Genomic DNA, 11,876 nt, shown 5'->3' with positions numbered 1-11,876 from the left:
TTCCCCACCCAGGACAAAGAGGAGCCTCACTTGCCAACCCTGACGATCGAAGGCCTGCGCCTGCACTATCGGCTGGAGGGGCGCGCCGAGGCGCCCGTCCTCGTCCTGTCGAACTCGCTCGGCACCTCGCTGTCGATGTGGGACGCGCAGATGCCGGCGCTGACGCCGCACTTTCGCGTGCTTCGTTATGACATGCGCGGTCACGGCGCTTCGGACGTGCCGGCCGGCGAGTACCGGGTCGACGAGCTCGGCCACGATGTGCTGCGACTGCTCGACGCCGTCGGCTGCGAGCGCGCACATTTCTGTGGCCTGTCGATCGGCGGCTTGATCGGCCAGTGGCTGGCCCTGCATGCCCCGCAACGGCTCGATCGGCTGGTGCTGTGCAACACCGCCGCGCGCATCGCGCAGCCGGACGTCTGGGATGCGCGCATCGCGCTGGTCCGCGAAAAAGGTATGGCCGAAATCGCCGCCGGCGCCATTACCCGCTGGTTCACGCCGGCCTTCGTCGCGCGCGCGACAGCGGCGGTCGAGGCGGTGCGCGAGCAGCTGCTTGCGACCTCGCCGACCGGCTACATCAGCGGCGTCGCGGCGGTGCGCGACGCCGATTTCCGCACCGCCCTGCCAACGATCCGCGGTCCGGCGCTGGTCATCGCCGGCAGCGAGGACCTGACGACGACCGTCGCCGACGGACGCCGGCTCGCCGAGGCGATCGGCGATGCACGCCTCGTCACGCTGCCGGCGGCACATTTGTCGAACATCGAGGCACAGGCGGACTTCGACGCGGCGCTGCTGGCGTTCCTGCGCGGCTGACGCCGGGGCAGCGGCCGGCGGCGTCCTGCGTCACACCGACGCGGCGGCCCCGAGTGCCTGGCGGCGGTAATGCAGCGGTGTCTCGCCGCACCAGCCCTTGAAGGCGCGCGTGAACGCGCTCTGCTCGGAATAGCCCAGCAGCAGCGCGATCTGCGGCAGGCTGAGCGTGGGGTCGGCCAGATAAGTTCGCGCCAGCCGCAGGCGCATGTGGTTGAGCACGCCCTTGTAGCTGAGGCCGCGCTCCTGCAGCCGCCGGTACAGCGAGCGCGACGGCACCCCGAGCCGCGCGGCGATCTGCTCGAACGCCGGCTCGCCGTCCTGCAGCGCATCGACGATCGCCCGCTGCAAGCCCGACATCAGCGCATCCGGCTGCGGCAGCACGTGCAGCAGCGCCTCGGCCTGCTGTTCGAGCAGGCGCATCAGGTGCGGATCGCGGCTGTCGATCGGCAGTTCGAGCGCGGCGACCGGCAGGTGCACGACCAGCGTCCGGGCGCCGAACTGGACCGGGCAGCCGAGCAGCTGCGCATGGACCGCCGGATCGTCCGGCGGCGGCCCCGGAAACTCGACGGCGCGCAGTACCAGTTCGGCATGACCGGTCAGCGAACGCGCCAGCGTCAGCATCGCCGACACCAGCACCTCGTCGGACAACCGCGTCGAGCGGCCGTAGGCCGGGTCCCAGCTCAGGCCGAAATCCTCGCCGCGGCGCGTCGCCAGCGTCGGCGTCAGGTTGTGCAGCAGCGGCTGGAAGCGCTGGAAGCGGATCAGCGCCTGGCCGAGCGTCGCGCAGGACATCGCCAGATAGCCGAGCACGCCGACGTGATGCGGCTTGGCGAGACGGCCGATGCGCAGGCCGATCGCCGGCTGCGGGTCGGCGTCGGCGATCGCCTGCAACAGCGACCACCAGGTTTCGACCGGCATGCGCTGGGCGCCGGCATAGGCGTCGAGCTCGGCGCGCACGGCGGGCGCGGCGATGCGGCGCTCGTCGAGATACAGCCGCAGAAGCTCAGCAAGCGCCGCCGAGACGTAAACGCCGCCTTCGGCCAAGATTCTCTCCTCCGTCTTTTGGCGGAGAATGTCAAAAACGCAAACGCAGCGTCAATACGGCCGGGCAGCGCCGGCGCCAAGATCGCGGCATCGTCCTCGCGGTCCGCCGCGCATCGGAGTCGTCAATGCAGGATGTCTTGCACGCGCTGTCGTTCATCGCCCTGGCCGGCGCGGTCTTCGTCGTCGTGATCCTCGCCGAAGCCTGGTACTGGCGGCGGCACGGCCGCCCGCAGGCCTACGAGCTGAAGGACACGCTGTCGAACATGACGATGGGCTTCACCTACAAGGTGGTCGACGGTGTCATCGTCGCCCTGGTCGGCAGCGCCTTCTACGATCTGGTCTACCCGCTCGGCCTGCAGTACCAGCCGGTGCACGGCGTCTGGAGCGTGCTGCTGCTGTTCGTGGTCAGCGACTTCGCGTTCTACGTCGCCCACCTCGTCTGGCACAAGGTGCGCTGGTTCTGGACCTCGCACGCCGTGCACCATTCCTCGCAGCGCATGAACTACTCGACGGCGCTGCGCCAGAACTATCTCGTCATCTTCAACGGCGGCACGCTGATCATCGCCGTGGCGATCGCGCTGGTCGGCTTCAACAAGACCTGGGCGATCGTCGCGATCGAGATGAGCCTGCTCTACCAGTTCTTCCTGCATACCGAGGCGCCGAGCTTCCTCGACCGCTTCGGCGCCGTGCTCAACACGCCCTCGCATCACCGCGTCCACCACGGCTCCAATGCGCTGCAGATCGATCGCAACTTCGGCGGCGTGCTGATCGTCTGGGACCGCCTGTTCGGCACGTTCCGCGCCGAGAAGGACGCCGGCCCGATCGCCTACGGCGTCACCGAGCGCCAGCCGCGCTCGCACAACCCGTTCTTCCTGCAGCTGCACGAACTCGGCACGATGCTGCGCGATCTGTGGCGCTACAAGGATCCGCGCATTCTCGTCCGCCATCCGGCCTGGGTCGAAAAACGCTACGGCAGCACGCGACCGTCCTGAGACGCGAGGCCGGCGCGCACCGGCAGCGACGAGCCTCGCATGGCATGATGCGCGCCGCAGGCTCTCGGTCCCCGGATTCATGGCTTGTGCTCTCCCTTCACCGAGGACAAGCCGTGCGCATCCTTCTCATCCTGCTCGGGCAGCTGCCGCTGTCCGTGCTGCAGGCGCTCGGCGCCTTTGCCGGCTGGCTGTCGTGGATCAGCGGCTCCAGCCGTCGCCGCATTGCCCTGCGCAATCTTGAACGCTGCATGCCGGAGCTGGACGCCGCCGAGCGCGAGCGCATCGCCCGCGCGTCGCTGCGCCATGAGTTCACGACCTATATCGAAACGATGCGCGTCTGGCTCGGCCCGGCGCAGTCGGTCAAGGATGCCGTCAAGGAATGGCGCGGCATCGAGGTGCTGGAAGCCGCGTTCGCGCAGAACAAGGGCGTGATTCTGCTGACGCTGCACCAGGGCGCGTTCGAGGCGGTGGCGATCCCGATGTCGGCGCGTTTTCCGTTCTGCGGCCTGTACACGCCGCAGCGCGGCGCGCTCAACGCCCTGTCGATCCGCGGCCGGACCCGCTTCGGCGGCCATCTGCGCGCGACCGAGGCCGGCGTGCGCCAGCAGTCGCTCGAACTGCTCGGCGATGGCATGGGCGTGTATTTCATGCCCGATCACGATCCGCCGCCCGGACGCGGCGTGTTCGCGCCGTTCATGGGCGTGCCGGCGCATACGCCGACGCTGGTCGCCAAGCTCGCCCGCGAATCCGGCTCGCCGGTGGTCTATATGTTCGGCGAGCGCCTGCCGCACGCCGCCGGCTTCATCGCGCATTTCATCGCCGCGCCGGACGGCATTGCCGACGCCGACGTCGAGGCGGCGACGGCAGCCATGAACCGCGGTCTCGAACAGTGCCTGCGCACCTGCCCCGAGCAGTACTGGTGGGGCTACAAGCGCTTCCGCCGCCAGCCGCCGGGCGTGGCCCCGTTCTACGCCGGCGCCTGAGCCGCAGCGCGCGTCATCCGTTCGGGGCAAGCGCCGCCACTCGCCCCTTGCTGTAGTGCCGGCGCACTTTCCGGACGGCGGCCATGAACGCGCTGACGCAAAAGCCGATACGGCAGATCGCTTATCTGGTCGAAGACCTGGACGCCAGCGTCCGGCACTGGGCCGCCGGCATGGGCGTCGGCCCGTGGACGCTGTTCCGCGGCGCGGCGATGCAGGGCCGTTATCGCGGCGAGGACACCTGCGTGAAGATCGACGTCGGCCTGTCGTACCGCGGCGAACTGCAGATCGAGCTGATCCAGGTCCGCAGCCGCACGCCGTCGCCGTACCAGCACGCCAACGGTCGAACGCGCCTCGGCCTGCACCACATCGCCTGGCACAGCGACGATCTCGACGCCGATCTCGCGGCGGCGCGCGCCCGCGGCCTGCAGCCGGTGTTCGAAGCCGGCAACGGTGCGGTGCGCGTCGCCTATCTGGAATCGCCGGCCGAACCCGGCCTGCTGCTCGAATACATCGAGGCGACGCCCGCGGTCAGCGACGGCTTCGCCGCCGGCGTTGCCGCCGCGCGCGGCTGGGACGGTCGCGAACCGATCCTGCAGGACATCGACCTCGGCGCCTGAACAATGCCGGAGCCGCGCGCCAAGGGCCTGCGCGCCCTGCTCGTCCGCCCGCGCTACGCGACGCCGGTCGATCTGGTCGGCCGCCGCGCGATCGTCACCGGCGCCGCGCCCGGCTCGCTCGGCTACGCGACCGCGCGCACGCTGGCGAGCTGGGGCGCCCGCGTGCTCGTCAGCACGCGCGGCGACGCGGCGGCGCTGGCCGCGCGGCTCGCCGCCGAACTGCGCGCCGACGGCCGCCCGGCCGACGTGCACGGCCTGCCGCTCGATCTCGCACAGGCGGCGTCGGTCGCGCGCTTCGCCGACGACAGCCAGGCCGCGCTCGACGGCCGCCTCGACCTGCTCATCAACAACGCCGGCATCCATCTCGACCTGATGTCGACGTGGAAGACCGCGCCGCTGAGCGAGGACGGGCACGAGCTGCACTGGCGCACGAACTATCTCGGCACGATGCAGCTGACGCTGGCATTGCTGCCGGCGCTGCGCCGCGCCGCCGCCGCATGCGGCGAGGCGCGCGTCGTCAACGTCGTCTCGATGCTGCACGCGCGCGGCCGCAACGACGGCCTGTTCGCGCCGCTGCAGCCGTACAACGCCTGGGTCGCCTACGGCGTCTCGAAGCTGGCGCTCGTCCATGCCACCGCCGAACTGCAGCGTCGCTACGGCGGCGACGGCCTCGGCGCCTACTGCCTGCATCCCGGCGCCGTCTACACCAACATCGCCGCCAAGGGTCTCGCCGGTCAGCGCACCGTCGAGGCCCTGCGCCGCACGCTGGCGCCGGTCGAGGCGTTCTTCCTGCGCACGCCGGACGAAGGCGCGCAGACGTCGCTGTATTGCGCGACGCAGCCCGACCTCGCCGGCGGCGGCTACTTCCGCGACTGCCGGCCGGCGCGGCCGAGCGCCGATGCGCGCGACGCCGCAGTCGCCGCGCGGCTCTGGACACAGACGCTCGAACAGCTCGCCGCGCTGCGCTGAGGATACGGCGCGGCGCGGCCGCGCCCGGCTCGCCGGCTCAGCGGGCGAACTGGAACTGCTGGGCGTGGCGCAGTTGGCGCGCGAACGCCGGAAAGTCGAGGCCGTGCGTCTCCTTCAACTGCTTGGCGGCGTCCTGGATCGCCGACCAGTCCGGCATGTAGCGCGGGTCCTTGAGCGCAAACAGCAGGCGGTTGCCGCCGACCGGCAGCTTGTGCAGCCAGATGCGGCCCGAGAATGCGCCGGCGACCAGGCGCAGATGGGTCTCGGCGATGTGCGCCGGGCCGATCAGGTTCATCACCAGCATGCCGCGCGGCCGCAGGCGGGCGGCGACGTCGCGATAGAAGGCCTCGCTGCACAAGGCCGGGGCCACACCCTGGCGGTCGCAGCCGTCGATCAGCACCACGTCGGCGCGTTCCTCGGTGGTCGCGAAATAATCGGCGGCGTCGGCGTGCACGATGCGCATGCGCTCCTCGTCGTCCGGCAGCTCGAACAGCTGCGAGAAGGCCAGCACGTCGCCGTCGATCTCGATCGTGGTGACGCGCGTCTTCGGCAGCTGGCGGTAGCAGAACTTGCTCAGCGAGCCGCCGCCGAGCCCGACCAGCACGACGTGCTTCGGGCGCGGCACGAAGAGCAGGAACGACATCATCTTGCGCGTGTATGCGAAGTTCAGCGCGTACGGATCGTCGATGCGCATCTCGCTCTGCACGAAGTCGAGATTGAAATGCAGGCGCCGGCACTTGCCGTCGTCGACGACGAAAGGCTTGTCGTACTCGCCGGCGCGCAGGCGCTGCACGATGTCCGAGACGTTGCTGCCGCGAGGTTCGCGCAGGCGGATCGTGCCGCTCTCGGCGAGCAGGCGCGCCGGCACGTCGAGCCACTGCTCGGCGGCGGGGGAATTTCGAGAAGGCATTGCAGGTGAGGTGAAGCCCGCGGCGATACAGAGCCGCAGAAAAAGTCCGGAAGTACAAGACGACAAGCATAACCGCCGGGCACAAAACGCACAGGCGCCGCGTCCCGTGACCAACGCGTAGACTGCGGCCGAACCCCAGGGAGCAGACATGATCAGGATCCTCGGCATCTCCGGCAGCCTGCGCGCGCAGTCGTACAACACCGCGCTGCTGCGCGCCGCGCAGAAGCTGGCCGGCGACGACGTACAGATCGAGCTGGCGACGCTGCACGGCATTCCGCTCTACGACGGCGACCTCGAGCAGCGCGAGGGCCCGCCGCCGGCGGTCACGGCGCTCAAGCAGCGCGTGCAGACCAGCGATGCCCTGCTGCTGGCGACACCCGAGTACAACAACGGCGTGCCGGGCGTCTTCAAGAATGCGATCGACTGGCTGTCGCGGCCGGCGAGCGACATCAGCGCCGTGTTCGGCGGACGCGCCGTAGCCCTGGTCGGCGCCTCGCCCGGCGGCTTCGGCACCATCCTCGCGCAGAACGGCTGGCTGCCGGTGCTGCGCACGCTCGGCGTACGGCACTGGGCCGGCGGTCGCCTGATGGTGTCGCGCGCGCACCAGGCGTTCGGCGCCGACGGCGAACTGAACGACGAAAACGTGCGCCGCCAACTCGGCGACTTCCTGCGCGCCTACGCCGCTTTCGTGCGCGGCTGACGCGCGCGCCCACCCGGACCATCACCGATGAAACCGATCGCCAACGCCCACGTCCGCTCCGAAGGACCGAACTACCGGCACGAAATCCAGGCCGGCCGCCACGCGCTGCTCGCCGACGAGCCGACGGAGCACGGCGGCCTCGACGCCGGCCCGGCGCCCTACGAGCTGTTTCTGTCCGGACTCGGCGCCTGCACCGCGATCACGCTGCGCATGTACGCCGAAAAGAAGGGCTGGGACCTCGGCGAGCTCAAGGTCGAGCTGACGCTGCTGAAGGACCGCGACGGCAACACGCAGATCGAACGCAGCCTGCACAGCGATGCGCCGCTCAGCGACGAGCAATGGGACAAGCTGCTCGCCGTCGCCGAGAAAACGCCGGTGACACTGACCGTCAAGCAGGGCGCGCCGATCAGCACGCGGCGCGGCTGAGGCCCGTTCCCGCAGCGCAGAGCCGGCAACCCAGCCGCACGCGCGGCACGGCGAGCCGGAACACCGGCGTCCCGGCCGGCGCCGCGCAATGCAGCCGGGCGACAGTGCGGCACGCGGCCCGCGCATGGCGCGCCGCGCCCCCAACATCGGACGCGGCCCCTAGAATGCCGGTTCCCGCATGGCATCGAGCAGCATGTCCACGAACCCTCGCGCGCGCGGCGTCGCGGCCGAACAGGCAATTCTCCGCGCGACCCTGCAACTCCTCCACGAAGGCGGCTACTCGGCGCTGACGATCGATCGCGTCGCCGCCGTCGCGCGCGCCAGCAAGACCACGATCTATCGGCGCTGGAAGACCAAGGAGCACCTGGTGCTCGCGGTCTTCATGCAACTGCCGATCGCGATCCCCGAGAGCCGCGGCGCACTCGAGGCGGACCTGATCGCGCTGTTCCGCCAGTTCTCGAAGATCATGCAGGAGTCGCCGCTGCGCGGCGTGCTGCCGATGCTGGTCGCCGAGTGCATCAACAATCCGGCACTGTCGGCGCTGCTGGTCGAGGTCAACGAGCGCCGTCGCGCACCGCTGCGCCACGTCATCCAGCAGGCGATCGCACGCGGCGAACTGCCGGACGACAGCGACGCCGAACTGCTGATCGACGTCATTCAAGGTGCGATCTCGATCCGGCTGTACTTTCTGTTCGACGCGTTGAGCGAGGACTGGATCCGCAAGCTCGTGCGCCTGCTGCTCGACGGCGTCCGCCCGCGGCGCGCGCGCCGGGCCTGAATGCCCGGCGGGCCGGATCGCCCTCGTCCGTTTGCGGGATGACGATGTGTACGATACGTACCGTATCGTTCCGGCATGGAGAAGAAGAATGTCGTCATCACCGGAGGCGCCAGCGGCCTGGGCCTGGGCTGTGCCGCGCGCTTTCGCGCGCTCGGCCACCACGTCACGATCGCCGATCTGAACCGTGAAGGCGCTGCGCGCGCCGTCGCGGCGCTCGCCGCCGGCGGACCGGCCGATGCGCGCCTGCAGGCCGAGACGCTGGACCTTGCCGACCCGGACAGCGTCGTGGCTTTCGCGCGGCGCCTGCGCGAGCGCGGCGAGCCGGTCGACGTGCTCGTCAACAACGCCGGCATCTACCCGCCGGCGCGCCGCCGGCTGTCGCCCGAAGGCCACGAGCTGACGTTCGCGATCGCGCATCTCGGGCACTTCCGCCTGACGCACGCGCTGTGGCCGCTGCTCGAACAGGCCGGGGCGGCGCGCGTGATCTCGATCTCCAGCCTCGTGCAGCGCCGCGCGCAACTGCGCTTCGACGATCTCGCCTTCGCGCAGGCCTACGAGCCGATCGTCGCCTATCAGCAGGCCAAGCTCGCCTGCCTGCTGTTCGCCGTCGAACTGCAGCGCCGGCTCGATGCCGGCCGCCGACGCATCGCCAGCTACGCCGCGCATCCCGGCGTCTGCCGCACGCAGATCGGCCGCAACCGCGCGCGCTCGACGCAGGACAACGCCTGGCAGCGTCTGGCGACGGCCAGCCTGAGCTTCGGTTTGCGCCATGTCGGCCAGTCGCCGGAACGCGGCGCCGAGCCGGTCGTCGCCGTCGCCACCAGCGAGCGCTTCACGCCCGGCAGCTTCGTCGGCCCGCGCTGGCTGTTCGAGAGCTTCGGCCCGGTGGGCCTGTCGCCGCTCGGCCCGGCGGCGCGCGACGCCGCGCTCGCCGCCCGCCTGTGGCAACACTCGGAAGCGCTGACCGGGCTGCGCTGGAACGTGTAGCGATTGCGGTACGGACCGCGCACGAAGCGCGGCCGCGAGCGGTTCATAAAGACGCAGGGGGAGAAGATGTCCAAGCACAGCCGATGGCTGACGGTCCTGCTGGCGCTGCCCACGAGCGTCGCGCTCGCGCAGGGCGCCGGCACGACGTCCGAAGCCGATGCCGCCGAAGTCGCCGATGCCCGCGCTGCGGAAGCGCCCGAACTGCTGGCGACGATCCCGCTGCCGGACCATCCCGGACCGCCGCCGGCGCCCGAACCGCCGGCCGCGAACGCCGCGCTCGAGGAAGTGATCGTCACCGCGCAGCGCCGCACCGCCTCGGTGCAGGAAACGCCGATCTCGATGGAAGCCTTCAATGCCGACAAGCTCGCGCAGCGCGGCATTCAGGGCGTGCAGGACCTCGCCGCCAACGTGCCGAGCATGGTCATCGAGCCGCATCCGCTGTCGAGCAGCACCCTGCGCATCACGATCCGCGGCGTCGGCATCACCGATTCGCAGGTCACGCAGGACCCGGCGGTCGGCATCTACCTCGACGGCGTCTATCTCGCGCGCTCGGCCGGACTGGCGCTGGAACTCGCCGATCTCGAACGCGTCGAAGTGCTGCGCGGCCCGCAGGGCACGCTGTACGGCCGCAACACCACCGGCGGCGCCGTCAACCTGGTAACGCGCCGGCCATCGTTCGACGGCTTTTCGATGCAGCAGCAGCTCACCTACGGCTCGCGCAATCTGCTGCGCGCCAAGAGCTCGCTCAACATTCCGCTCAGCGACAGCCTGGCGGTAAAGATCGCCGCGCTCGGCAGCCGCAGCGACGGCTTCGTCGACAATACCGGCCCCGGCGGCGACTTCGGCGACCGCCGCGAATGGGCGGCGCGCCTCGACGCGCGCTGGCTCGCCGCCGACTGGCTGACCGCCGACTACGCCTACGACCGCACCGATCTCGAATACTGGAACGCGATGTTCCAGGCGGTGATCCCGTCGAACACGCCGCACGGCATGGCCGACTACTTCAAGCCGTATGCACAGTCGCAGACGGTCTACTCGTCGCGGCGCCTCGACCACCTCGCCACCGGCGCGCCGCTCGAAGCCTCGCATTCGAAGACGCAGGGCCACGCGCTGGTGCTCACCTCGCCGCTGGCCGAGCAGCTCGATCTCAAGTACATCGGCGCCTATCGCGAGCTGACCGACGATCAGTATCCGGATCTCGGCGGCGGCGCCGGCTCGACCGGCTATCGCGTCGACACCAACGCCTACGACGGCCCGGCCGGCATCATCGCCGGCGGCGGCGAGCCGACGCCGCTGGTGATCCCGCGCACCTACCAGCACCAGTGGTCGCACGAGCTGCAGTTGAGCGGCAAGCTGTTCAGCGACGTCGATTTCATCGTCGGCGCCTATTACTTCACCGAGCAGGGCGGCGAGCACGGCGGGCCGACGCATCACATCTTCAACACCAAGCTCGATCCCTCGCAGCTCAACGCCATCCTCGATCTCGCTCCGTCGCTGCGCGAGCTGCTGCGCGACGCGGCGCTGCCGGGACTCGCCGCGTTCTGGGACTACGACTACGCGATCGACAACTCGGCGACCGCGCTGTTCGGCCAGTTCACCTGGGCGCCGGAGTGGTTCGACCAGCGCCTGCGCCTGACGCTCGGCCTGCGCCAGTCCTGGGACGAACGCTGGGCGCGCAAGGACTTCGTGCAAACGCAGTACATCGAGGCGCAACTGCTCGGGATCGGCCTCACCGCGGTGCCGGTGCCGGCCTTCGTGCTCGGCGGCACCGACACCTTCGACAACGTGCAGGCCTCGCGCAAGGACAGCAATTTCTCGCCGAGCTTCAACCTGCAGTACGACCTCGAGCGGAACGCGACCGTGTACGCCTCCTACGCGACCGCCTACAAGAGCGGCGGCTTCAACACGCGCGATCCGCAGATCTCGGCGGCCTCCGGCGCGGCCTCGGACGGCACCAACTACGGCTTCGGCTTCGTCGAGGGCTTCAAGCCCGAAGAGGTGCGTTCGATCGAGCTGGGCCTGAAAAGCGAATGGCTACAACGGCGCCTGCGCCTGAACACGGCGCTGTTCGACAGCCACTACCGCGACATGCAGACCAACTTCATGATCCCGGGCACGATCTCCGACACCAAGGCGCGCAACGCCGGCCGCGCGCGCATGCGCGGCGTCGAACTCGACAGCGCCGTGGTCCCGCTGCCCGGCCTGATCGTCTCGCTGCAGTACGCTTATCTGGACGCCAAGGTCCAGGAAGTGATCGACATCAACGGCAACAACGTCGCCAAGCTCTATCCGTTCATCGCCGCGCCGCGCCATTCGGGCGTCGGCACCATCGACTGGACCTTCCTGCAGCGCGGCTGGGGCAATCTGCGCGCCTATGTGAATTACCAGTACACCGGCGATCGCCAGGGCTTCGTCATCACCGAGGACAAGCGCGGCCTGACCGCGATCAACGGCTACGGCGTGTGGAACGCGCGCCTCACCGCCGCCGACCTGCGGCTCGGCGCCGACAACGCGCTCGACGTGTCGCTGTGGGGCCGCAACCTCGCCGACAAGGAATACCCGCTGACCGCCGTCGACAACCTGCCGCACGCCGACCGCGCCGTGGTCTGGGGCGATCCGCGCGCGTTTGGCATCGACCTCGTCTACCGATACCGTTGAGC

Annotated in this window: 12 protein-coding genes; 10 read left to right on the top strand and 2 right to left on the bottom strand. The window is 70.0% G+C overall.

Annotated features, from left to right (window positions below; translation table 11 throughout):
• Positions 1-30 precede the first annotated feature (30 nt).
• Positions 31-810 carry a 3-oxoadipate enol-lactonase gene (gene pcaD, locus K343_RS0104750; protein ID WP_028007076.1) on the top strand — a complete coding sequence of 260 codons (780 nt, stop codon included), beginning with the start codon at positions 31-33 and terminating at the stop codon, positions 808-810.
• 30 nt (positions 811-840) lie between these two features.
• Here the strand turns inward: pcaD and K343_RS0104745 are convergent, their stop codons facing one another.
• Positions 841-1,854, bottom strand: coding sequence for an AraC family transcriptional regulator (locus K343_RS0104745; protein WP_043112119.1), 1,014 nt, complete (start codon positions 1,852-1,854; stop codon positions 841-843).
• 125 nt (positions 1,855-1,979) lie between these two features.
• Here K343_RS0104745 and K343_RS0104740 point away from each other — a divergent pair, with 125 nt between their 5' ends.
• From K343_RS0104740 to K343_RS0104725, 4 genes are all read left to right on the top strand, one after another.
• Positions 1,980-2,846: a sterol desaturase family protein gene (locus tag K343_RS0104740; protein WP_028007074.1), complete on the top strand. Its 867-nt coding sequence runs from the start codon at positions 1,980-1,982 to the stop codon at positions 2,844-2,846.
• Positions 2,847-2,959: 113 nt separating this feature from the next.
• Positions 2,960-3,829: a lysophospholipid acyltransferase family protein gene (locus K343_RS0104735; RefSeq protein WP_051277953.1), complete on the top strand. Its 870-nt coding sequence runs from the start codon at positions 2,960-2,962 to the stop codon at positions 3,827-3,829.
• An 83-nt stretch (positions 3,830-3,912) separates the two neighbouring features.
• On the top strand, positions 3,913-4,446 hold the full coding sequence (locus K343_RS0104730) for a VOC family protein (RefSeq protein WP_028007072.1): 534 nt from the start codon (positions 3,913-3,915) through the stop codon (positions 4,444-4,446).
• 3 nt (positions 4,447-4,449) lie between these two features.
• A complete protein-coding gene (locus tag K343_RS0104725; protein WP_051277952.1) occupies positions 4,450-5,415 on the top strand; it encodes an SDR family NAD(P)-dependent oxidoreductase in 966 nt (321 codons plus the stop codon).
• A gap of 37 nt (positions 5,416-5,452) precedes the next feature.
• On the opposite strand, the gene K343_RS20995 is transcribed toward K343_RS0104725, so the two are convergent.
• Entirely contained in the window at positions 5,453-6,325 is an 873-nt protein-coding gene (locus K343_RS20995) for a fused MFS/spermidine synthase (RefSeq protein ID WP_161628859.1), read from the bottom strand.
• A gap of 148 nt (positions 6,326-6,473) precedes the next feature.
• Between K343_RS20995 and K343_RS0104715 the strand changes: the two genes are divergently transcribed.
• The 5 genes from K343_RS0104715 to K343_RS0104695 all read left to right on the top strand — a co-directional run bounded on the left by K343_RS0104715 (position 6,474) and on the right by K343_RS0104695 (position 11,874).
• Positions 6,474-7,025 carry an NADPH-dependent FMN reductase gene (locus tag K343_RS0104715; protein WP_028007070.1) on the top strand — a complete coding sequence of 184 codons (552 nt, stop codon included), beginning with the start codon at positions 6,474-6,476 and terminating at the stop codon, positions 7,023-7,025.
• A gap of 27 nt (positions 7,026-7,052) precedes the next feature.
• A complete protein-coding gene (locus tag K343_RS0104710; RefSeq protein WP_084615689.1) occupies positions 7,053-7,451 on the top strand; it encodes an OsmC family protein in 399 nt (132 codons plus the stop codon).
• 193 nt (positions 7,452-7,644) lie between these two features.
• On the top strand, positions 7,645-8,229 hold the full coding sequence (locus K343_RS0104705) for a TetR/AcrR family transcriptional regulator (protein WP_161628858.1): 585 nt from the start codon (positions 7,645-7,647) through the stop codon (positions 8,227-8,229).
• A 75-nt stretch (positions 8,230-8,304) separates the two neighbouring features.
• On the top strand, positions 8,305-9,216 hold the full coding sequence (locus tag K343_RS0104700) for an SDR family NAD(P)-dependent oxidoreductase (RefSeq protein ID WP_028007067.1): 912 nt from the start codon (positions 8,305-8,307) through the stop codon (positions 9,214-9,216).
• A gap of 66 nt (positions 9,217-9,282) precedes the next feature.
• A complete protein-coding gene (locus tag K343_RS0104695) occupies positions 9,283-11,874 on the top strand; it encodes a TonB-dependent receptor (protein WP_043112118.1) in 2,592 nt (863 codons plus the stop codon).
• Positions 11,875-11,876: the final 2 nt, after the last annotated feature.

This window comes from Solimonas flava DSM 18980, from assembly GCF_000426685.1.
GTDB classification, from domain to species: Bacteria; Pseudomonadota; Gammaproteobacteria; order Nevskiales; family Nevskiaceae; genus Solimonas; species Solimonas flava.
The sequence above is the reverse complement of the archived record's forward strand: the minus strand, read 5'-3'. Positions and strand labels throughout refer to the sequence as shown.

Bases quoted from the DNA above. Each gene is read 5' to 3' on its own strand.
- K343_RS0104705 (WP_161628858.1), top strand. From the start codon at position 7,645: ATGTCCACGAACCCTCGCGCGCGCGGCGTCGCGGCCGAACAGGCAATT.
- K343_RS0104725 (WP_051277952.1), top strand. From the start codon at position 4,450: ATGCCGGAGCCGCGCGCCAAGGGCCTGCGCGCCCTGCTCGTCCGCCCG.
- K343_RS0104740 (WP_028007074.1), top strand. From the start codon at position 1,980: ATGCAGGATGTCTTGCACGCGCTGTCGTTCATCGCCCTGGCCGGCGCG.
- K343_RS0104710 (WP_084615689.1), top strand. From the start codon at position 7,053: ATGAAACCGATCGCCAACGCCCACGTCCGCTCCGAAGGACCGAACTAC.
- K343_RS0104695 (WP_043112118.1), top strand. From the start codon at position 9,283: ATGTCCAAGCACAGCCGATGGCTGACGGTCCTGCTGGCGCTGCCCACG.
- K343_RS20995 (WP_161628859.1), bottom strand. From the start codon at position 6,325: ATGCCTTCTCGAAATTCCCCCGCCGCCGAGCAGTGGCTCGACGTGCCG.
- K343_RS0104730 (WP_028007072.1), top strand. From the start codon at position 3,913: ATGAACGCGCTGACGCAAAAGCCGATACGGCAGATCGCTTATCTGGTC.
- K343_RS0104715 (WP_028007070.1), top strand. From the start codon at position 6,474: ATGATCAGGATCCTCGGCATCTCCGGCAGCCTGCGCGCGCAGTCGTAC.
- K343_RS0104700 (WP_028007067.1), top strand. From the start codon at position 8,305: ATGGAGAAGAAGAATGTCGTCATCACCGGAGGCGCCAGCGGCCTGGGC.